Genomic DNA, 22412 nt, shown 5'->3' on the forward strand with positions numbered 1-22412 from the left:
TGACTAAATGGGGGAGTTAGTGGGAGAGATAGAAAAGCGCCGTTAATCATTCAGCGCATCGTACACTAACAGTTGATTCTGAGAGATGACCCGTTCACCAGCCTTTACGCCCGTGCGTATGTACGCGACATCGCCCAGCGATTTCAGCAACGTTACCTCACGCGTTTCTATATCGGAGCGGCCCCGGAAAACCATCACAAAATGCTTTGACTTATCGAAAATGACCGATCCGGCCGGTACCGTTACCAACTGTCCCCCATCGTCGTACCGCAGAGTAACGGTGGTATGCATTTCGGGACGCAGCTTCAGGCCCGGATTTGGCAGCCGGATGCGCACGGTCATGGCTTTGGTGCCAGGATCAAGAACGGTGTAGAGCTTATCCACCCGTCCGTGAAATAATTCGTCGGGGTAGGCGAGAGTCTGGATGTCGGCCGTCATGCCGGGTTTTACCCGACCAATATCACTTTCGTTTACGTTGGCCAGCACCCACACTTCACTGATTTGTCCTACCGTAAAGAGACTGTTGGCATTATCAGAGCGAAGCTGTGTGCCCTGGTTTACATTTTTCTGGATTATATAGCCGTCGATGGGTGCCTTGACGATATAAGTCGACGATTTGCCAACGCCATAAATCCGGTATACTTCTTTAATCCGACTCACTTCGGCCTGTGCCCGCTCCACTTCTTTCTGAGCCGCAATGACTTCTCGCTGCGAATTGAGCTTGCTTTCAAACAAGTCCTGAGCTACTCGAAGGTTTTTTTCGGCTAGTAGCAGATCGGCCTCTGCCTGGGTGTTCTGGCGTTCGAAATCGGCAACCTCGCCCGAACGTATAGTGGCCAGCGTTTGCCCCTTCCGGACATAATCGCCCAGTTCCACTTTTACGTTCTCTACGTTACCTCCCACCAGTGGGAATACCTCGATAACCCGATTCTCATCGGCCATAATGCGGCCTACCAGGGTGAGTTCGCTGCGCACCGACTGGATGCGGGCGGTATCGATCCGAATCCGGCTCAGCATCGTGTCCGACAGCATAAAGGCGGTAGCTTCCTGAGTGGCTGGTTTGGGGTGGCAACCCGGCAGCAGGGCCGTAAGGGCAATGGCTAAACAAAAAATAGTAAGACGCAAAAAGGGCGAAATTTTCATTTTCAGTAGGATAAAGGAATGCATTAGTTGAACAGGTCGTCGCCGATGAGGTAGTTTAATTCTTCGTAGGCGTTGACACGGTCGGCTTTGAGTCGATTGAGCTGCCGAACACTTTCATTATAGGTTTCAATCAGGTCGACAAACTCCAGCAGAGATATGTTGCCTTTCTGGAAGCTGGTGACAACCCCCTGGTTCAGCTGTTCGAACTGATCCGTAAACCGACCTTCTACGGATTGGACCATCTGCTCCACATCACGTACTTTTTGCAGGGCAGTGGCCACCTCGTTGGTTACCTGCATGATGCGTTGTCGGGCCAGTTGACTTTGGTAGCTGATCTGACTTTTGGCCGCCCGGATCGCGCCCTGATTACGGTTGAACACCGGCAGGTCCATACCAACTGACAGCCCTACATAATTGGGGATATAGCTGCCATTCTGATCGTAGGTGCCCCCCACGCGCAGGTCGGGCCGGGCCAGCGCCTGCTGTAAATTATAATTTAACTCCGCCTGTTTAATGAGCGATTGAGCCGCCTGCAAATCCGGACGATTGCGCAGGGCTAACTGCCGAAGGGAGTCGTCGGACTGTGCCGGAATACGATACCGGGTCAGGGCTTCATTGCGTACAATGGGCTGAACAGGCTGGGTAACAGAAAGCAACGTTCTGATAGTACGTTGATCTTCAGCAAGCTGGAACTGGATTTCGGTGCGGTCATTGCTGAGCTGAAACAGCAGTGCTTTGAGCCGAAGTAACTCTCGCAGGGAGACGTTGTTGCGGTTGTATTCGCGTTCGTAGGCCGTTACGGTTGTCTGAATGGTGGCAATCTGACGATCGTACCTGGCAAGGGTCTGCTGCTGAAAATAGATTGCGTAAAACCGGCTACGCAGGTCGAACCGAAGGCCACGCAGCAAGTCGAGTAGTTCGAGTTCGGTTAGGCGGGCGGCTTCGGTAGCCAGCGCAATTCGCTTGTTGCGCTTCCCGGCGGTGTACAGCAGTTGTTGAATGGAAATGATTTTTTCGCCCCCACGGCCTACATCCGCAACCCGGTTCGTTTGGTTGTTGAACGCACTAAACTCAAAACTGGCAGTAGGGTTGTCGCGCAGGCTAGCCTGTAAAATCTGCGCCTGGCTAACGTCGATCCGAAATCGTTCGGCCAGTAACAGGAGATTATTTTTGAGAAATACACTATCAGCCTGCTGGCGCGTGAGCCGCAGAGAATCCTGTGCTTCGCCCCGGTAGGTTAAAAGCAGAAGGATTAAAAATATCCAGAAACGCATTACGGTGGTTTTGTTAATACACCCTGCAAAGTTGCTGAATACTAGTCAGGAAGACCTGATGACGAAGATTAGAAAAATATTAAAATTTAATCTTTGATTAATAATTTTCTAAGCTTTTTTTAATATTACTTTAAACGTACTGCCCTTTCCTGGATCACTGTCTACCTGAATTTGACCCGCGTGGAGTTCCATGATCCGGGCACAAATTGCCAGCCCAACGCCAAAGCCTGCGAATTCTGTGGCGCCCGGTGCCCGATAGAAGGGCTCAAAAATGTGAAGTTTCTCGTCGGCACTAAGGCCAATGCCCGCATCGGTTACACTCAGCCAGACATAGTCGCCCTGCGTGCCTATTCGTACTTGCGCGCGGTGGTCCGGGGCGTATTTACAGGCATTGTCGAGCAGGTTCAGGACAACCCTTACCAATAAAGCTTCGTTGCCTACTACCGATGTGCCGGTATCCGAATCCGGAATCTGGTCGTATTGAACGTGAACAATGTAGTCGGGGTGCGTGGCGAGTAGTTCATCCTGCGCGGTAAAAAGCACATCGTCGAGCCGCACAACACGCATTGTGACGGCCTCCAGGTTTTCCAGCGTACGTGCTAATACCAGCAAACTATTGGAGAGGGCAATGAGCCTGTCGGTGTCGGTAAGCAGGTTCTGAAGAATTTCGGTATGGCGTTCAGCGGAAAGAGGTCGCCGGAGACCCAGTTGAATTTCGGATTTGAGTGCGGCCAATGGGGTCCGTAGCTCATGCGATGCGTGCGACACAAAACTCCGCTGCTGCTCGAAGGCCTGCTCAAGTCGTTGAAGAACCGCATTGAAATTGACGGCTAGTTGATCAATTTCATCCTGTCGTCGGCCCTCATCGAGTCGTTGACGCAGGTTACGTGCCGTGATGGTTTGTACCTGCTGATTAATATGGCCAATTGGTTGGAGCGACTGCCCGGCAAAGAAAAAACCCAGCCCTACGGTAAGCGCAATACCGCCCAGGAGCCCCCAGAAAAGGGTCAGCCGCAGATTGGCCAGTTTACTTTGCCCAAACTGGTCGTAGGCCGATGCCAGAACAACGAGCCGTTGCCCATTGGCTTCGTACAAAATACCAACCAGTTCATTTTCGCCGTTTGTCGTCTCCACTTCATGGGTTTTACGAACTGTATCAAGCAAGCCGGGTTGGTATCGAACGGGATGGTCGTCTACGCTGCTGTACACCAGCTCATTCTTCTCGTTGAGGATAAGTACTTTTTCGTCGATTAAGGCCGTCAGGGTATTCCGGTCAATAATTCGAAGCAGGTCGTTATCCACTTCTTTCACTTCGACCAGAAATCGAACCGTAGTACGGGCTTTGTTTTTGAGCCGCTCGTAAAATTCTTCCCGTCGATACGTAGCTGATACCAGATAGATCAACAACGAGAACCCAATCAGAATGGAGGCAACAATTAAGGTAAACTGGCCTGAGATACGGTTGCGGATGGTCATATTTGTTCAGCTTTCAATCCCTGATCATAGTAGGCTGGAACAGGGGCCGTTGGTTCAGGTAATATACTGTCTTGTATATAAAAAGCCCGGCTTTGGGGCCGGGCCATGCTATTACAAACAAATAAGTCACTAACTACGACCCCTACCGTTTACGCTTAGGCGATGTTCTGGCAGCAACCTCAGCTTGAAACTTAACTTTTAATCGTCGATCAAGCTCTTTATCCCGAGGCACAAAAATGCTGGTTTTCCCGTCCGAAGATTTAAGCATCCAGTAGACGCTATCAGAGGTCGGGGGGATGGAGGTGTACGTTTGTTGGCTCATAACTTAGGGGATAATAATGAGTACACGCGCCCGCATGGCTCGATGTATAAAACATACAACCCCATTTTCTTTCGAATAGTGTCATAGTGTGGTGTCTAATACCACATATTATTTTGTAACGTTAGGCTACCAGTTTTTTTACATCCACTGCATTTGGCCCTTTGGGGGTCATTTCAGTAGAAAATGTTACTTTATCTTGCTCCCCAATAGGCTCTTTCAGGCCATTGATATGGACAAAAATACTTTCCTGGGTTTGTAAATCTCTGATAAAGCCGTAGCCCTTGGAGTCGTTGAAGAACGTGACTACGCCCTGGCGCACGAGGTCCTGAGGGTCACCCGGCTGCTGTTTGGCTACACCAATCTGAATGTCTTCCTGATCAATGCGCTTCTTCTTGCGGGGGTCGGGTGGTGTAGATGATATATTCCCGTTCTCATCCACATAGGCGAGCATATCATCAAGGCCAAGTCCTTTCGTGGCGTTGGCTTTTCTATCTTCTCTTTTTTCCTCTTTGTCTTTTCTCTTTTTCTGTCTTGCCTTCTCTTTTTCTTTTTTACTAAATGTCTCCATCCCTTGGTTTAATTCTTGTGAGGTTAATATGCCGGAAAGGCACAATGTTGGTAGAGGGGTGGTCCAGAAAGAGTAAAAACGTGACTGTCAATGCAGATTTAGCCGCCCATCTTATAATGAACCCCAAATGATGAAAATAAGTTGATGCTGACCGAATTGATTACTGCTCTATCGTATCAAATGTCACATAAACAGTGGTCTATGCCCAAAACAAGTGTATTTCGAAAAAATAATGCCCGACGGCAAGGCCGTTGGGCATTATGTTACTATACCTAATTTTATTTTAATCATTGAGAAATTAATGGCAATATAGGTCAACCTGTCAGGAATATCAATGCTATTACTCCGCCAACTCTAGTAGCGTACATACATTCTTCACCTAACATAACAATAGATTTAAGTTATATAAAGCTGGTGATTATACTCTTATTAGTAAATTTAAAGTATCTTTATATACTTTAATGGAAAATTAGTTTTTTTAAATACTTATTGTAGCCTAAATAGATTGATTAAGTATTTTCGATTAAAATTTAGTTAAAACATGCGTTCATGGCCAAGCGCCTAAAATGTATATTATATCATGAACATTATATGCTAAACGTCAGCGGGTTAACTTATAGTTATCGATAAACGCTTTTTTTTTATATGGCGTATTTTCTGATGTATGTGTTGATACGGTAAATTTTGTTTAGTATTTTTTGCTTATTTTGGGTCAAAGATTAAACAAAACGCTTGAATGGACCATCAACCGTCTTATAAGGGTCCCCATGCAGTAAAGAGTAAAGAGATCGAATCTATAGTATCCGAATGGATAGTAGCAATGGTCGATTTTCGTACCCATTACAAAATGTTGACCATTTGCGTCGAGAGGAAAAGTAACGAAGAGATCCAGCTATCAGACGGTGACCTGTACATCGGTCAGTGCCGGGCCTGCGAACTGAAATCCTTAATGAGTACGATGACGGCTGAGCTGGAAAAGCTGTTACAGCATGTTGATCAGATAAGTGAGATTGGTCAGAACTCGTCCACTGTGGACTACACCACAATAATTGGACACACGTCCGTATTAAAGCAATTGAACAGCGAGGCAAAAAGGACACTCTGCCTGGCCGCTCTATCTACTGCATAGCTCCGGCTGAACGCCTTTATTTGATCCGTCCTCAAAAAGCCAGCTACAAAAACTGTAGGCTGCGTTTTTTTATTGCCTCGTTGGGCTGTAGTTTTGAAACCCAAGCCCATCCAATCGTTTACTTAAACTGATTTATGCTAGCCAAAACGTTCGGTGCAGCCGTGTACGGCGTCAATGCCAGTCTTATTACCATTGAAGTTGTCGTTGCGCAGGGCTTGCATTTTCATTTAGTAGGCCTGCCCGATAGTGCCGTTAAAGAGAGTGAACAGCGGGTTGAAGCATCACTCAAATTCTTCGGCTATCGAATGCCTCGCCAGAAAGTGGTCGTCAACCTGGCTCCGGCGGATATACGTAAAGAAGGATCTGCCTACGATTTGCCGATCGGACTTTGTGTGTTGCAGGCTTCTGAACAAATAACGGTCGCGCGCAATCTGGAAGACTATGTAATTATGGGCGAATTAGCCCTCGATGGAACGCTACGCCCCATTAAGGGGGTATTGCCCATTGCTATCGAAGCCCGCAAACGGGGGTATAAGGGGTTCGTCCTGCCCGTCGAAAATGCACAGGAAGCCTCAATCGTTAATCAACTGGATGTAATTGGGGTAACGACTATTCAGGAAGCCATCGAGTTTTTTGAAGGCAAAAAAGACATCGCCCCGCTAGAAACCGACACCCGCGATTTATTCATGACCCAGCTCAATGCATACGATGCCGATTTCTCGCACGTGCAGGGCCAGGAGAACATAAAGCGGGCCATGGAGATTGCCGCTGCCGGTGGGCATAATGTGATAATGATCGGACCGCCGGGCGCCGGGAAAACGATGCTGGCCAAACGTCTGCCTACCATTTTGCCGCCACTAACCTTGCAGGAGGCCCTCGAAACGACAAAAATTCATTCCGTAGCGGGTAAACTTGGCACGCGGGCAACGCTGATTGCCACTCGGCCGTACCGGTCACCGCACCACACCATTTCCGATGCGGCTTTGGTAGGTGGGGGGAGTTTTCCGCAGCCGGGTGAAATATCGCTCGCCCATAACGGCGTACTCTTTCTGGATGAATTGCCCGAGTTCAAGCGGTCCGCGCTGGAAGTGATGCGGCAACCGCTCGAAGATCGAAAAGTAAGTATTTCACGGGCCAAATGGGCGGTGGAGTTTCCGGCCAGCTTTATGCTCATTGCCAGCATGAACCCTTGTCCGTGCGGTTACTACAACCACCCCGAAAAAGAATGCGTTTGCGGGCCGGGCGTCGTGCAGCGTTACCTGGCAAAAATCAGCGGGCCGCTCCTCGATCGCATCGACCTGCATGTGGAGGTAACGCCTGTGTCGTTCGATCAGATGACGGCCAACCGCCCTGCCGAACCCAGCGAAGTGATTCGCGAGCGGGTGATCCGGGCACGGGAAATTCAAACTGAACGCTTTAAAGACCATGCCGGAATTTATTCTAACGCCATGATGCCTTCGCAACTGGTGAAAGAAATCTGTGTGATCAGCGATGCGGGCCGGGTATTGCTCAAAACCGCCATGGAGCGACTCGGTCTATCGGCCCGCGCTTACGACCGCATCCTGAAAGTGTCGCGCACCATCGCCGACCTGGCCGCTACCGACGACATCCGCATCGAACACCTGGCCGAAGCCATTCAGTACCGGAGCCTGGACCGGGAGAACTGGGCGGGGTAGAACTCAATTTACTACATCCGCAAGTTCCCGTTGCGGACGGCTAATTGAATGAGCCCGTTGATACATCAGCGGGCTTTTGCCGGTTATAAGCTTGAATTTCTTGTAGAAACAGGTGAAATTGTTAAACCCGCTCTCGTAGCAAACCTGCTTCACACTCATCTTTTCATTGATCAGCAGCTTACATGCATTGCCGACCCGGATTTCCAGTAAAAACTGCGAGTATGACTTGCCCGTTCTTGATTTAAAATACCGGCAGAACGAATTGGGCACCAGCCCTGAAATAGCCGCTACCTCCTGCAGCTTGATTTTGTCATGAAAATGGCTGAGTGTATACGCATAAATGGCGTTGATGCGCTCATTTTCGACCTCCGACGATTCATACCGGAAGCCCAGCGATGACAGATAATTGCGTTCGTCGGCTTCACTGGCAATTAACAAACACTCCATAAGTGCCATCAGCCGCAAGGTTCCTTCCAGATGGCAGAGTGCCTCCATCCGCTGCGCCAGACGCTGACCAATTGGTCCTGTGAGAAACAGACCCCGTCTTGCCCGGTCCAGCACCATCTTCAGCGACTTGTTTTCGGGAAGGCCCAAGAACGAATCGCCCCAGAAGTTTTCGGTAAAATGAACGACCGTCGCGTACGGAAGCCGTGCTGACTTGTCTTTGCAGGACTCGTTCTCTTCCTCGTCGTAATGCCAGTAATGTGGCAGATTGGCACCAATAAGTACCACATCCCCGGCCGCAAATCGGCGTATACTATCGCCGACAAACTGAGTGCCGCTTCCGCGATGAAAGTGAACTAACTCGACTTCTTTGTGGCAATGCCAACGGTTGTTGATGTTGGGTATGGGCTCTTTTCGAACACTGAATGACCGGTTCGGGGTTGTTGCAACCTGCAGTAAGTGAGCTTTCATAGCCGTGACTTGATCAAATAGGTACGTTGAGAAATAACCTGCCGACTACCTACTGGAAGTCTGGTAAGTAATGTCGAAAAAGGTACTGTTTTTGTCGGTTATACTCATTCCAGACAAAACTGGCCTACTGGTGCGGACTAGGCTGGACCGTGAGCTACTGACTATAACACAAAATCATTGCCTCTGTCAATATACAGTCGATACTGGGTAATAGTAGCTAAATAGTCTACTAAATTCTAGGATTATTGCTACGAAGGTTAAGATAGCTTAGTAATCGGATAATATTTAAATTTTATTGGTTTAGAAATAATTTTCCTTTGCATCGTTCAATAAGTTGGTCTATAGATAAAAAGTATTTGTACCCTACTGGTTTGTTTTTTGCCAACTGTTTATCGCTAACTCATCCTACTTTATGAAAAACAAACAATTACGAACAACTGCATTTTCTTATGTGCCCATTAGGCTCTATCGGGCCTTTTGTGTCGGCTCATGGCCTGCTATTACGGCGGTGGGTCTGCTGTGTGCGCCGTACGGTTCAATAGCCCGGCAACCTGAAGGAGCGAAAGTCCCCACGACGGCCATCACCGCTGTACGCGTCGAGCGTACGATTAGCGGAAAAGTGACAGGCGACAACGGTGAGGTGCTGCCGGGAGTCAGCATTCAGCTAAAAGGGACAAACCGGGGAACAACGACCGATGCTACGGGAAGTTTTCGACTACCGGTACCAGACGAGGGAAGCGCCATTCTGGTATTTTCGTTTATCGGGTATGTTTCGCAGGAAATTACGGTTGGTAATCAAACCATCGTCAATGTTGCCCTGGCATCCGACAATAAGGCCCTGGCCGAAGTCGTCGTGGTAGGGTATGGTACTCAGAAAAAAGCCGACCTGACGGGGGCCGTTTCCGCGATCTCAGCAAGCGATTTCGACAATACCATCAATACCAACGTTGGGCAGGCGCTTCAGGGTCGGGCGGCTGGGGTGCAGGTTACGCAAAACACAGGTAAGCCCGGCGATAACGCCATTATCCGGGTTCGGGGCGTAGGTACGACAGGAAACAGTAACGCGCTTTATGTCATTGATGGGGTAATTACCGACGGCGGTATTGCCAATATCAATCCCGACGATATTGAGTCGATGACCGTTCTGAAAGATGCGGCTTCGTCGGCCATTTACGGAGCACGGGCCGCCAACGGTGTGGTACTCATCACAACAAAACGAGGAAAAACAGGCGTGGGACGGGTGAGCTTCACCATGTATTACGGCACCCAGAAAGCCTGGCGTCTGCCACGAATGGCCAACGCCCGTGAATTTGCTACGTTACAAAACGAAGCCCGCCGGAATGCCGGACTAACGCCCTACTGGAGCAACCCGGATTCGCTGGGGGTGGGTAATGACAAGATTGGCGAAATATTCCAGACGGCCCCCATTCAGAACTACCACGTCTCGGTGTCGGGTGGCTCCGAGAAGTCGCAGTATGCTGTGTCGCTGGGCTATTTCAATCAGGTGGGTATTGGTATTGGCGTTGGGTACGACCGGTACTCGCTCAATGTGACCTCTGACCATCAGGTGCTTAAAAAACTCAAATTTGGCAATAGCCTGTCGCTTACCCGGGGTAAGCAAACCAGCGGGCAATGGAATGAAACCTTCGTGAACGCTATTCGTTTTTCGCCAACGATTCCCAAATACATGCCCGATGGTAACTATGGCTACGGCAGTCGGCCGGGGGAGCAGATTGGTTATCTGTCGTCTTTAGGAAGTGCCTACCTTTTCCAAAACGACCTGACGCGTTACCGGCTGCTGGGTAATATCTATGGCGAATACCAGTTTACTCAGGAACTCAAATTGCGGGCAACCATTGGTGCCGACTTCATCCTCGAAAACGGTATCAACTTTGCCCCGACCTACGCCTTCGGGGGTCGCACAAATGTGGTCAACACCCTCGACCGATCCAATGTGATCAGCACTACCTGGTTGAATGAAAACCTGCTTTCCTACGATAAAGCCTTTGGAAAACACAGTATTTCGGCGTTGGCAGGTATTACGCAACAGGCCAACCGATACGATAATTTTTCGGCCCATCGGGAAAGTTTCCCGAATAACGACATTCGGGTGTTAGACGCCGGTGCCCTGAACGACCGGGCGCGTGGTAGTGCTTCCGAATGGTCGATCCGGTCGTTTCTGAGCCGGGTCAATTATAACTACGACGAAAGATACCTCGTGTCGGCCAACCTGCGGGTCGATGGGTCGTCGCGCTTTGGAACGGGCAATCGGTACGGCATTTTTCCGTCCTTCGCGGCAGGCTGGCGGATTTCGGGAGAGAAATTCATGGAAAATATCCGGGCTGTCAATGATCTGAAGTTACGGGCAAGCTGGGGACAACTGGGTAATCAGGAAATCGGTCTGTATTCCTTCACAACGGGTCTTAATCTGGGCCAGAACTACGTGCTGGGCAGCGGTCAGACGGTAGCGCCGGGCGTGGCACCAACGGCCCTCGGCAACCCGAATATCAAATGGGAAACAACCACCATGCAGGATGTGGGTATCGACCTGGCCCTGCTGAATAACCGGGTGTCGGTAACGGCCGATTACTTTATTAAAGATACCCGCGACATGCTGGTTCAGGTGCCTATTCCCGGTACAACGGGTGTAACGACGGCGCCCTATCAGAACGTAGGGGCCGTTCGTAACTCCGGTTTCGAGCTGGCCATCACCTACCGGAAATCCAGTGGCGATTTCAAATACGACATCAGCGCCAACATGGGTACGATCAAAAACCGGGTGACGGCTCTGGCGGGGTTACCCATTATTTCGGGGGTGTTCAAAACGGCCGAAGGGCAGCCCATCAGCTCCATTTTCGGCTATGTGCAGGAAGGGGTATTCCAGAACCAGTCCGAAATCGATGCACACGCTACCCAGCTTAACGCCAAACCCGGCGACATCAAGTGGAAAGATTCCAATGGCGATGGCATCATCAACGACCTCGACCGCGATTACATTGGCAACACCATTCCGCGCCTGTCGTACGGCTTCACCGGCAATGCCAGCTACAAAGGGTTCGACCTGAGCGTGTTCATTCAGGGTATTCAGGGGCGCGACCTGTATCTGGATGGCACCGGCGGTCGGCGGTTGATGGATAATTTCGACAATACCACGGCCGAGTATCTGAGTCGCTGGACGGGTCCTGGCACCAGCAACCGCGTGCCCCGTCTGGTGTGGGGCGATCCCAGCAACAACCGGCGCACGTCGAGTTTCTGGGTGTATGATGCCAGCTACCTCCGCATCCGGAATGTGCAGCTGGGCTACACGCTGCCCAAAGGAACGCTGGGATTGGGTCGTTTGAGGGTATACGCCAGCTGCCAGAATCTACTGACCATCACGCCTTACCCGTGGTTTGACCCGGAAGTGGGTGCGGGCATCGACAATAACTTCACCGATCTGATGACGTATCCACAACCCCGGACAATTCTGGGCGGTATCAACATTGATTTTTAACGGTCATTCCTAAACTCATTAGTTATGAAAAAGATAGTGTTTGCGGTGGCCCTGCTATTAGCCGGATGCCAGAGCGATTTTCTTGAAAAGCAACCCCTTAATGCTGTTACGGCCGATAATTATTATAAAACATCGGACGATGCCATCCGGGCGGTCAATGCGGCTTATAAACCGCTTATGTACAATGGCATTGGCCAGTTTGGCATTGCCTATTACGGCAACAACCAGGCGGGCGATTCCAATACCTACGGTGACGATGCCAACTGGGTAGCCGTCGATAACTTTACCGTTACGGCCGATAATCCGGCCATTCGAGCCTCCTGGACGTCGTTTTATCAGGTTATCTTCCGGGCCAATCTGGTGCTGGACCGGGTACCCGGCATCACGATGGATGCTACCCTGAAAGCCCGGATTCTGGCCGAAGCCTCGTTTTTACGGGCTATTTCCTACCACTACTTGGTGTTGCTCTTTGGCGATGTGCCTTTGATAACGAAGCCTCAGTTCAACGCCAGCGAGTTTCTGGTAGCGCGAACGCCGGTTGAGCAGGTGTATACGCAGATTATCGCCGATCTGCAATCGGCGGAGAAGAGTCTGCCGCTCACGTATCCTGCATCGGATCTGGGGCGGGCGACCCAGGGTGCGGCCAAGTCGTTTCTGGCGAAAGTGTATCTGTACCGGAAGCAATGGCCCGAAGCCGCAGCCAAAGCCAAAGAAGTTGTCGACTCGAAGGTGTACAGTCTATTTGACCGCTATTACGATAACTTTGAACTGGCAACCGAAAACGGGAAAGAGTCCATTTTCGAAATTCAGTATGCGTCGTTTCTGGGCGGACTGGGTAACCAGACCAACAACTACGATGCTCCGCGCGGATCGGGCTTCACGCTGGATGGCGGCTACGGCTGGGCGCAGCCGACCCAGAACTTTGTGAACTCATTTGCCGCTTCGGACCCGCGAAAAGGCTACACTATTTTTCAGGCAGGCGATGTCTTTCAGGGAATAACATTTAACCCGGCCACGTCCTCAACGGGCTATGGCTCACGTAAGTACGTGGTAGGAAAAGGGGCAAACATCGGCAAGAGCGACGACCCAAAAAACTTTATCCTGATGCGCTATGCCGACTTGCTGCTGATGTACGCCGAAGCTCTGAACGAGTCGGGGAAAACCGCCGAGGCACTGGCACCCATCAACCAGGTGCGGGGCCGCCAGGATGTAAACATGCCGCCACTAGCCGCTACGCTCAGCCAAACACAGCTTCGGCAGGCCATTAAAGACGAGCGCCGGGTCGAACTGGGTATGGAAGGTCACCGCTGGTTCGATCTGGTTCGCTGGGGCGATGCCGCTACGTTTGCTAAGTCCATTGGTAAAACCACGTTCCGCGAGGGCATCAGCGAACATTTTCCCATACCCCAGGCCGAGCGTGACATCAACCCGAACCTGACGCAAAATCAGGGGTATTGAATAGAATAGAGCCGACGCCCGCGACGACTCAGTATTTTTAAGACGCAATGGCCTTGAAACTGATATACATGTTTCGAGGCCATTTTTATTTTACGTTTTTTGCAATGAACATAAGGCTACTGGTTATAACCTTACTGGCCGCCAGTCAATCGCTGGCTCAGTCCGGCCCAACTCGAACGCGCCTTTTGGATGCTGACTGGGATTTTTTCAGAGATAGTACCGCTACTGACCAGCAACCTGCCTTCAAGGAATCAACCTGGCGAAAGCTGAGCCTGCCCCACGACTGGAGTATTGAAGATTTACCCTACCAGTCGCCGGGTCAGGTAATGGGACCATTTTCGCGGGCGAGTGTAGGTACTACCTCCACCGGCTACACCGTTGGCGGAACAGGCTGGTATCATAAAACGATCGTATTGAACAGGTCAGACGCGGGTAAAGTGGCCCGCATTCAGTTTGATGGCGTGTATATGGAGTCTGATGTGTGGTTCAACGGCCACCATCTCGGGTACCATCCGAACGGTTACACCTCATTTAACTACGAGCTGACGCCCTGGCTCCTGCCTACGGGACAAGCCAATACACTGGTTGTTCGGGTGAAAAACCTCGGCCAGAATACCCGTTGGTATACGGGCTCGGGCATCTATCGACACGTTTGGCTAACCCTGACCGAAGCCGTGCACATTGCTCCGATGGGCGTAACAATCACGACCCCGCAGGTGTCGGCTCAGTCCGCCCGTATAGTGGTCAGGACACAAATTGACAATAGGCGAAACACACCTTTACCCGTTCGGGTCATAACAACCCTGATGAAGCCAAATGGGAAGTTAGCGGGGGAGGATGAGCAGGTATTGACGGTAGCGGGTAATGGGAAAGTCGAACGTTCGCAAACCCTGACAGTGGCCAGTCCGGCAGTATGGTCGCCCGAATCACCATCGCTATACCGGGCCAAAGTGGTGCTGGTAGCTGGTATGAAACGGCTGGATAGTGTAACCACCTCGTTTGGGGTTCGCTCCGTTGAGTTCGATGCCAGGCGCGGCTTTGTCCTGAACGGCAAACGGCTTCTGCTCAAAGGCGGCAGCGTTCACCACGACAATGGGCCACTGGGGGCCAGTGCCTTTGACCGGGCCGAAGAACGAAAAGTCGAACTCCTGAAAGCCAATGGTTTCAACGCCGTTCGCACTAGCCATAACCCACCGTCGCCCGCTTTTCTGGACGCCTGCGACCGGCTGGGTTTGCTGGTTGTTGAAGAAGCTTTCGATATGTGGCAGCGCCCCAAGAAACCGCAGGACTACCACCTTTTCTTCGACCAGTGGTGGCGTACAGACCTACGGGCCATGATCGAGCGCGACCGTAACCACCCGTCCGTATTTTTGTGGAGTATCGGCAACGAAATCAACGAACGAGCCGACTCGTCGGGGCTAGTATTGACGAAACAATTGGCCGATGAAGCACACCGACTCGACCCCAGCCGCCCGATTATGGAGGCCATGTGCGTATTCTGGGAGCATCCCGGCAAGGTGTGGGAAGATGGCGACAAAGCCTTTGCCCTGCTCGATGTAGGCGGGTACAACTACGAGTGGAAGCACTACGAGTCTGATCACCAGCGCCATCCGGACCGGATCATGCTCGGCACGGAATCGTTTGCCCGCGAAGCCTTCGAAAACTGGCAGCAGGTGGAAAAACACCCGTATGTACTCGGCGATTTCGTTTGGACGGCCATGGATTATATAGGCGAAACGGCCATCGGCCATGCACTGATCCAGCCCAACGCTGAGAAAGACAGTGTGAAGGCGGTGTTGCCGTGGCCGTGGTTCAATGCCTGGTGTGGCGATCTGGATTTGATCGGTACGAAAAAGCCGCAGTCGTACTACCGCGATGTTGTCTGGCGCAACAGCCCCGTCGAGATGGCCGTTCATAGCCCTATCCCCGACGGCATGAAAGAAACCGTTACTAACTGGGGCTGGCCCGATGAGCATCAGAGCTGGTCGTGGCCGGGGCAGGAGGGGAGACCACTTCAGGTGCGGGTCTTTTCGCGCAGTCCGCTGGTTCGACTGGAACTCAATGGAAAACTTGTGGGCGAACAGCAACTGACAGATACCTCCATTACGGCTTCGTTTACCGTGCCTTACCAGCCGGGCGTACTGAAAGTAACTGGTTATGATGGCGAGAAAATAACCGGTTCTGTCACCTTCCGCACAACCGGGACACCCCACCATCTTCGGCTCAGGACCGACCGCACGGCCATACGCCCCAACCGCCATGACCTGGCCTATGTGACGGTTGAGGTAGTAGACGATCAGGGGCAGGTAGTACCCTGGCAGGATGTACCCATCGCCTTTCAACTCACCGGTGCTGGTGTATTGGCAGGAGTAGGCAACGGAAACCCAACGGATGTAAGCAGCTTTCAACAGCCCCGGAAGTCAACGTTTCGGGGTCGGTGTCTGGCCATTGTGCAGTCAGGAGGAAAGCCCGGCTCGATTATCCTCAAAGCGAGTAGCCCAACGATTGGTACGGCTCAACTGACCTTATTGGTAAACTAAGAAACAGTGAACTTTCCGGTATATTTGCCGCTCCTTCATTCAACATAAAACATAGGGGTAGTCGGTTGAAAAGGCGGCTTCACTGTTGCTCGACTAGGCACTATTGGCCATCGGAAGCAGTAACAGGAAGCAGATGTTAAATAAAGGAAATTGACAGTCATCAGGGATTAGAAAAATTACAACGTTATGTCATTGAAATCAGAAGAGGACTTGGCTGGTATGCAGCAGATCAGCCAGATCGTTGGCTTAACACTCCGGCAAATGCAACAGCACGCCCGGCCGGGCATGTCGACGCTTGAACTGGATCAATACGGACAGCAACTGCTGGAGCGGTATGGTGCCCGCTCGGCTCCTAAACTCACCTATGGCTTTCCGGGCTGGACCTGTATCAGTTTAAACGAGGAAGTGTGTCACGGCATTCCTTCCGCAAAACGCATTCTTCGGGAAGGCGATCTGGTCAATATTGATGTATCGGCCGAACTGAATGGCTATTGGTCAGACAATGGCGGGTCGTTTATCGTCGGGCAGGATATTCATCAGCACAGTGAGCTGGTAGAAGCGTCAAAGCGAATCCTGGCCAAAGCCATTAGCCATATTCGCGGAGGTGTTCAACTCGCTGAGATTGGCCGCCTGATCGAAACGGAAGCCCGACGAAGCGGCTATCGGGTCATCAAGAATCTGGCCGGGCACGGAGTAGGCCGGAGCCTGCATGAAGAACCCCATGAGATTCTGTGCTATTATGACCGGTCCATCAAAACCCGCTTCCGGAAGAACTCGGTTGTGGCCATCGAAACGTTTTTGTCCACCAAAGCTACCTATGCGCAAGAGAAGGGCGACGGCTGGACATTAGTGGCTAAAGATAGTTTTGCCGTGCAGCACGAACACACGATTGTGGTTACGGATACGCAACCGATTATCCTTACCGCGGCAAATCAGTTATGGAATTAAAGCCTTTTCTGCTGCTGTCAGCTATTGTAGGGATAACCTGCCTGGGATGCACTCGGGATACGGTACCAAAAGTCGATTATGACCAGATATCTGTTAAGGTGATGAAGGAGTTGGCCCCCCAGCTGGTGGGTACATGGAAACTTCGCCAGGTACGCGTAAACCCCCGAGGACCGAATTATATCAACCGCCTGAACCTGACCAGGGACAGTACATTCCGGGATTTAACTACGCTGACTGTTGTCTCCGCAGCCAGACCCCGAACCCTGCCCGGAGACCCTCGCCGTAGTGAATATGACGGCACCATTGAGTACGGTAACAAGACGTACCCTATACAGTTCGACATGTGGCCCGGACCCTGGGTGTATAGCGGAAAAGGACCCCAGGCTTTTCTATTGTTCAGTTATCGGTTTCCCGACGGGCTGCACACGGTTGAGCCTGAAGAAGAGTTTCTGGAGAAGTTAGGCCTGATCAATGAGACCTTTTCGTTAGAAACTACCCTGGGTCAACCAACTATGAAATGGGTTGGTTTGAACCGAGGCATTGACCAGATCGACTTTGTCAAACAGTAATGTAATTACTCGACCTGTCAATAACAACGCCGTCTTCTTATAATCATTAATTGCCTGTATGGTTGTTTTCTGCTTACTAATCACCTCTTGCAAAAAAGAAGAAATACTGACCAGCGGACAGAAATCAGCTCAACAGATTCAACGGACTTTAAAGGCCAATCCCGAAATCAAAACAGCCTCATTTTATGTAAATAATGTGTCAGTTGAGTTCAATTAGCCTTTCTCAATTGATGGATAATTTATCACTACCCTCAGTAACAGCTATAACCTCAGTACATTGATTCGCTATGAGTTCGGTACACGAGGCATGACGCTTTACTTTCAGTAGCCATTCCAAAAACACACTACCCGCTTCGAGTGATAGGCATCACTCGAAGCGGGTAGCCAAAGAAGGGGTTGCCCCGACACTTAACTTGTTAAATATCCGAATAATCGGTCGGGTACAGGAAACGGGTGTCGTTACGCGACACGTTTTTCTGGTAGTTGGGCATGGCCGAGAGCTTCTTCCAGTATTCATCCTTACCGAACGCATCCCAATGGGCATCCCGAGCCGCTTTGTTTTCGAAGGTCGTGAGGTACATCAGGTTAGGCATACGGCTACCGGCTACGACTTCGGCGTAAAAGACGGCGTTGAAGCCAAGCCGCTTGAACAGACCAATTTCATCGCCCTGGTTGAACATGTCGATTTTGTTCTTCGAAATCTTCTCGGTATGGCCTTCATAGCTCCGTAGTTCATAAACGCGGTCTTTGCGGGCCGATGTCAGTTCCGGCAGGTTGAAGTGCGGGCTCTTCTCGAAAGCGTTCAGCAGAATGGTCTCGATCCGATCGTACGGGGGCGCGTTGTAGACGGCATCCAGATAAGCTGCGCCATCGGTCAGATACTGCTTGTCTTTTGCGAGTTTTTCGTCCAGTTTGAAAAAGTCGTCGCGTGAGCGAAATGGAACAAACACATACAGCAGCCGATCGTCCGTAGCCGATGGAGTAGCCGTATTCACAATGGGTTTAAAAACGCCCACTTTGGTAATGCCCGCCCGGTGCATGGCCGGTAAGTAGGCCCTCTGGAGGTAGTCGTCCAGCTTTTGTTCCTGTTCGGCCGTTTTAAAGTGATATACTTTTAATTCATAAAATTCGCGGCTGGCCATTGGGTTAAACGCAAATAAAGCCGCCGACTGAAACAAGGCAAACAGGCAGATTAAACTAATTTTTGACATGGTAATTTTTGACTAAAAAGTTTACTGGTACAACTAACAAAAGTAATAATCTTCCCTGGCTACTGTTGGCTTGGGGTTTTAGTCAGGTTACTCGGAATGTCAATGTGATTTCACCGCCCGCTACGTTCGTACACCGTGCCGGGTAAGTTTTCTGTCTGTATTAAATTAGTGTTGGTTTGAGATAACTAATTGTAATAGAGTGAGATATCTTATTGGGTTGCGGCCGTTACAGAACACGGCTAACTAATTTAGTGACTAAGTCATGGTTGAACTGTTATGCTAAAAACAACATGCAACCATGAACGAAGAAAGTCAACTTAGCCGACGTCAGGCTATTCAAGGATTAGGTACCGGTATCGCTGCTGTAGTCGCTACACCGGTAGTAGCCGCTTCCCATACGGGTGCCGCTGTAGCGCCAGCTCTCGACAACCCAACTACTAAATACCCCAAACCGCCGTTTAAAGAACAACCCCAGCCCTGGCCGGGTCTGGCGAGTAAAATGGACCCCAAACCCGATCATGGTGAAACCAGCTATAAAGGATCTGGTCGGCTGGCGGGCCGCAAAGCCCTGATCACCGGGGGCGATTCGGGCATGGGACGGGCCGCGGCCATTGCCTATGCCCGCGAAGGGGCCGATGTCGCGATTAACTACCTGCCCGCCGAAGAGCCGGATGCCCGTGAAGTCATTGCGCTGATCAAAGCCGAAGGGCGTAAGGCAATAGCTATCCCCGGCGACATCCGCGAAGAAGCTTTCTGCCAGCGGCTGGTAGCCGAGGCCGTTCGGGCGCTGGGTGGACTGGATATTGTGGTGAGCAATGCCGCCCGACAACAAACCCACCCGTCTATTCTGGATATATCGACCGAGCAATTCGACTGGACGATGAAGACCAATATCTACGCCCCTTTCTGGATTATCAAAGCCGCGTTGCCGCATCTGCAACCGGGGGCGGCCATTATTGGAACCACGTCTGAACAGGCTTACGATCCATCGGCAGAACTGTATGATTATGCTCAGACAAAGGCGGCTACCACAAACTTTGTGAAGTCCCTGGCCAAGCAGCTTGGTCCCAAAGGTATTCGGGTAAACGGCGTGGCTCCCGGTCCAATCTGGACACCTTTACAGCCTAGCGGTGGGGCTACGCAGGAAAAGCTTAAGACATTTGGTGGACAAACGCCCCTGGGCCGCCCCGGTCAGCCCGCCGAACTGGCGTCCATTTATGTTCAGCTTGCCGCTAGCGATGCTAGTTACGCGACCGGACAGGTTTACGGTGCCGCCGGAGGCAGTGGACAACCCTGATCCAGCATCTCCGGGCACGTGAATAAGCGTATGGTTCCGGGTTTTGAGAATTATAGCAGACAGCAGAATGCTGTCTGCTATAATTCTCAATTAAACAACAAGCGCACAAGCCCACAAACGCAACTGTCAATTTAGCCAAACGAAAATTATGGAAGAACCCGCAGTCAATTCCGTGTCGATAGGAGACCCGATGAGCCGGGTCGATGGCCGGTTGAAAGTGACTGGGAGTGCTAAATACGCGGCCGATTATAACCTGCCGGGTGTTACGTTCGGCGTGTTGGTGACCAGTACAATTGCCAAAGGCCGTATCGCCAACCTGAACACGGAGGCTGCGGAAAAAGTAGCCGGTGTGCTTGGTGTTTTGACCCATAAAAATGTGCCTAAAGTGCCCGGCTACGAAGCTGGTACGGATAAGGCAAGCTCCCGCGTGTATGGCCAGGAATTTCGCGTCTTTTACGGCGATCACATCTACTTCAACAATCAGCCGGTGGCACTGGTTATTGCCGATACACTTGAAAAGGCCATCTATGCGGCTTCGCTGGTGACAGTCGCGTATCAGCCGGAGCCGCATCAAACCGATACACAGGTCAATCTCGACAAGGCCATCAAACCAGCACGTTCAGAAGATTATTCGCGGGGTATTTCCAACGCCTATAAAACGGCACCGGTTACCGTCGAGCAAACGTACTATACGCCTATACACGTCCATAACCCGATAGAACCCCATGCTGCTACGGCTGTCTGGGAGAGCGAGGATAAACTGATTGTTTACAACAAGTCGCAGGGGGTGAAACTGGCGCAGAAAGATCTGATGAGAGCCTTCAACCTCAGGGAGGAGAACATTCGGGTTTATTCGCCGTTTGTGGGTGGCGCATTCGGAAGTTCGTCGCGCATCTGGCCGCAGGAAATGGCGGCTATTCTGGGCGCTAAACTCGTGGGGCGTCCGGTAAAAGTGGCGCTCAAACGCGAACAGCAATTCAATATGGTGGGTTACCGGCCTCGGTCGATTCAGAAGATCGGACTCGGTGCTGCCGCCGACGGGACACTGGTGGGTATTACGCACGAAGCCTACGGACTGACCTCTACGTACGAACAGTTCACCGAGCGTATTCTGCACCCTACAAAGTCGTCCTATCGCTGCCCCAACCTGACCGCCGTTTACCGACTCGTCCCGCTCGATGTCAGCACGCCCTGCTGGACGCGTGGTCCCGGCGAAACCAGCGGGTCGTTCGCTTTAGAATCGGCCATGGATGAACTGGCCTACGCACTGAACATGGACCCGATGGCCTTACGGCTGAAGAACTACGCTGAGGTAGACCCCGAAAATAATAAGCCCTGGTCAAGTAAATACCTGAAAGACTGCTACGAACGGGGCGCCGACCGGTTTGGGTGGTATATTCGTAACCCACAACCACGCTCCATGCGATCAGGCGAAATGCTGGTCGGTTTCGGGATGAGTTCGGGTATTTACAAAGCCGAACGTAGTCCGGCGGCTGCTGTGGCTAGATTAACGGCAGATGGCAAACTACTAATTCAAAGCGCCACCGCCGATACCGGTCCGGGTACTTATACGGTAATGACCCAGATTGCGGCCAATCTCACCGGCATTGCGCCGGAGCGTATTACGTTCGAATTGGGCGACTCGTCGTTTCCGCCGGCACCGCCCCAGTTTGGCTCGCATACGGTGGTGTCGGTTGGGTCGGCGGTGCACGACGTGTGCATGGCCCTTCGGCAGCGAATGGGTGAGTTGTCCATTTATAAAGAGGGATCAGCGTTGTACGGGCTTAACGAAACCGAACTCGTTTTCGATGGCGATATTATCCGGTCGAAACGGGGAACAGCACGCTTATCGTTCAGCGAGATACTGAAGCTGAACAACCTGCCGGAACTGGTCATTACAAAAGAAGCGAAGAGCGGCCCAGAGGTCGGGAAGTATTCGGGCAAGTCGTTTTGCGCCAACTTTGTGGAGGTTCACGTGCATCCGCAAACGGGCATGGTAAAAGTAGCACGGGTGGTGTCGGCCATTGATTCAGGAAAAATTATGAACCACAAAACAGCCCGCAGTCAGGTATTGGGCTCCGTTGTGTGGAGCCTGGGGATGGCTCTGATGGAAGATGGCATCATCGACCACCGATTTGGCCGGTATGTTAATAAGGATCTGGCCGAATACCATGTCCCCGTTTGCACCGATGTGCCCGAAGTCGAGGTCATTATGATTGACAAACCAGACCCGATTCTGGACCCCATGGGCGCTAAAGGGCTGGGCGAAATCGGCATGATCGGTTTACCCGCAGCCATTGCCAATGCTGTTTATCATGCCACTGGCAAGCGCATTCGGGAATTGCCCATTACCCCCGATAAACTTCTGTAATTTTCGGATTCATGGGTCATTC

14 protein-coding genes are annotated in these 22412 nt (G+C 51.4%); 8 read left to right on the top strand and 6 right to left on the bottom strand.

The window, feature by feature from the left end:
• Positions 1-42: 42 nt before the first annotated feature.
• The 4 genes from NT073_RS28455 to NT073_RS28470 form a co-directional block, all read right to left on the bottom strand.
• On the bottom strand, positions 43-1143 hold the full coding sequence (locus tag NT073_RS28455) for an efflux RND transporter periplasmic adaptor subunit (RefSeq protein WP_297380772.1): 1101 nt from the start codon (positions 1141-1143) through the stop codon (positions 43-45).
• A gap of 23 nt (positions 1144-1166) precedes the next feature.
• Positions 1167-2417 (bottom strand): TolC family protein, encoded by a 1251-nt coding sequence (locus tag NT073_RS28460; protein WP_297380775.1) that lies wholly within the window; start codon positions 2415-2417, stop codon positions 1167-1169.
• A 108-nt stretch (positions 2418-2525) separates the two neighbouring features.
• A complete protein-coding gene (locus NT073_RS28465) occupies positions 2526-3893 on the bottom strand; it encodes an ATP-binding protein (RefSeq protein ID WP_297380778.1) in 1368 nt (455 codons plus the stop codon).
• Positions 3894-4336: 443 nt separating this feature from the next.
• Positions 4337-4783, bottom strand: a complete 447-nt coding sequence (locus NT073_RS28470; protein WP_012928552.1) for a cold shock domain-containing protein — start codon at positions 4781-4783, stop codon at positions 4337-4339.
• A gap of 1263 nt (positions 4784-6046) precedes the next feature.
• On the opposite strand from NT073_RS28470, the gene NT073_RS28475 reads away from it, so the two are divergent.
• Positions 6047-7588 carry a YifB family Mg chelatase-like AAA ATPase gene (locus tag NT073_RS28475; RefSeq protein WP_297380783.1) on the top strand — a complete coding sequence of 514 codons (1542 nt, stop codon included), beginning with the start codon at positions 6047-6049 and terminating at the stop codon, positions 7586-7588.
• Between the two features lie 3 nt (positions 7589-7591).
• Here NT073_RS28475 and NT073_RS28480 read toward each other — a convergent pair whose 3' ends face one another.
• Positions 7592-8503: a helix-turn-helix domain-containing protein gene (locus NT073_RS28480; protein WP_297380786.1), complete on the bottom strand. Its 912-nt coding sequence runs from the start codon at positions 8501-8503 to the stop codon at positions 7592-7594.
• A 412-nt stretch (positions 8504-8915) separates the two neighbouring features.
• Here NT073_RS28480 and NT073_RS28485 point away from each other — a divergent pair, with 412 nt between their 5' ends.
• The 5 genes from NT073_RS28485 to NT073_RS28505 all read left to right on the top strand — a co-directional run bounded on the left by NT073_RS28485 (position 8916) and on the right by NT073_RS28505 (position 17511).
• The gene (locus NT073_RS28485) at positions 8916-11996 is read left to right on the top strand and encodes a TonB-dependent receptor (RefSeq protein ID WP_297380789.1); all 3081 of its coding nucleotides are present in this window, start codon (positions 8916-8918) and stop codon (positions 11994-11996) included.
• Positions 11997-12020: 24 nt separating this feature from the next.
• Positions 12021-13454 (top strand): RagB/SusD family nutrient uptake outer membrane protein, encoded by a 1434-nt coding sequence (locus NT073_RS28490; protein ID WP_297380792.1) that lies wholly within the window; start codon positions 12021-12023, stop codon positions 13452-13454.
• A gap of 104 nt (positions 13455-13558) precedes the next feature.
• Positions 13559-15994 (top strand): glycoside hydrolase family 2 TIM barrel-domain containing protein, encoded by a 2436-nt coding sequence (locus NT073_RS28495; protein ID WP_297380795.1) that lies wholly within the window; start codon positions 13559-13561, stop codon positions 15992-15994.
• Positions 15995-16180: 186 nt separating this feature from the next.
• Positions 16181-16942 carry a type I methionyl aminopeptidase gene (gene map / locus NT073_RS28500; protein ID WP_297380797.1) on the top strand — a complete coding sequence of 254 codons (762 nt, stop codon included), beginning with the start codon at positions 16181-16183 and terminating at the stop codon, positions 16940-16942.
• Complete coding sequence (locus NT073_RS28505; RefSeq protein WP_297380799.1) at positions 16933-17511, top strand: hypothetical protein; 579 nt, start codon at positions 16933-16935, stop codon at positions 17509-17511. The genes map and NT073_RS28505 overlap by 10 nt, the downstream gene beginning before the upstream one ends.
• Positions 17512-17927: 416 nt before the next feature.
• Here NT073_RS28505 and NT073_RS28510 read toward each other — a convergent pair whose 3' ends face one another.
• The gene (locus tag NT073_RS28510; protein WP_297380801.1) at positions 17928-18722 is read right to left on the bottom strand and encodes an NIPSNAP family protein; all 795 of its coding nucleotides are present in this window, start codon (positions 18720-18722) and stop codon (positions 17928-17930) included.
• 298 nt (positions 18723-19020) lie between these two features.
• On the opposite strand from NT073_RS28510, the gene NT073_RS28515 reads away from it, so the two are divergent.
• Entirely contained in the window at positions 19021-20019 is a 999-nt protein-coding gene (locus tag NT073_RS28515; protein ID WP_297380803.1) for an SDR family oxidoreductase, read from the top strand.
• Between the two features lie 148 nt (positions 20020-20167).
• Positions 20168-22390, top strand: coding sequence for a xanthine dehydrogenase family protein molybdopterin-binding subunit (locus NT073_RS28520; RefSeq protein WP_297380805.1), 2223 nt, complete (start codon positions 20168-20170; stop codon positions 22388-22390).
• Positions 22391-22412 lie beyond the last annotated feature (22 nt).

The sequence above is a fragment of the Spirosoma sp. genome (genome assembly GCF_026391055.1).
Taxonomy (GTDB): Bacteria; Bacteroidota; Bacteroidia; order Cytophagales; family Spirosomataceae; genus Spirosoma.

Coding starts and splice junctions, on each gene's coding strand:
- NT073_RS28455 (WP_297380772.1), bottom strand. CDS start 1,143: ATGAAAATTTCGCCCTTTTTGCGTCTTACTATTTTTTGTTTAGCCATT.
- NT073_RS28460 (WP_297380775.1), bottom strand. CDS start 2,417: ATGCGTTTCTGGATATTTTTAATCCTTCTGCTTTTAACCTACCGGGGC.
- NT073_RS28465 (WP_297380778.1), bottom strand. CDS start 3,893: ATGACCATCCGCAACCGTATCTCAGGCCAGTTTACCTTAATTGTTGCC.
- NT073_RS28470 (WP_012928552.1), bottom strand. CDS start 4,783: ATGGAGACATTTAGTAAAAAAGAAAAAGAGAAGGCAAGACAGAAAAAG.
- NT073_RS28475 (WP_297380783.1), top strand. CDS start 6,047: ATGCTAGCCAAAACGTTCGGTGCAGCCGTGTACGGCGTCAATGCCAGT.
- NT073_RS28480 (WP_297380786.1), bottom strand. CDS start 8,503: ATGAAAGCTCACTTACTGCAGGTTGCAACAACCCCGAACCGGTCATTC.
- NT073_RS28485 (WP_297380789.1), top strand. CDS start 8,916: ATGAAAAACAAACAATTACGAACAACTGCATTTTCTTATGTGCCCATT.
- NT073_RS28490 (WP_297380792.1), top strand. CDS start 12,021: ATGAAAAAGATAGTGTTTGCGGTGGCCCTGCTATTAGCCGGATGCCAG.
- NT073_RS28495 (WP_297380795.1), top strand. CDS start 13,559: ATGAACATAAGGCTACTGGTTATAACCTTACTGGCCGCCAGTCAATCG.
- map (WP_297380797.1), top strand. CDS start 16,181: ATGTCATTGAAATCAGAAGAGGACTTGGCTGGTATGCAGCAGATCAGC.
- NT073_RS28505 (WP_297380799.1), top strand. CDS start 16,933: ATGGAATTAAAGCCTTTTCTGCTGCTGTCAGCTATTGTAGGGATAACC.
- NT073_RS28510 (WP_297380801.1), bottom strand. CDS start 18,722: ATGTCAAAAATTAGTTTAATCTGCCTGTTTGCCTTGTTTCAGTCGGCG.
- NT073_RS28515 (WP_297380803.1), top strand. CDS start 19,021: ATGAACGAAGAAAGTCAACTTAGCCGACGTCAGGCTATTCAAGGATTA.
- NT073_RS28520 (WP_297380805.1), top strand. CDS start 20,168: ATGGAAGAACCCGCAGTCAATTCCGTGTCGATAGGAGACCCGATGAGC.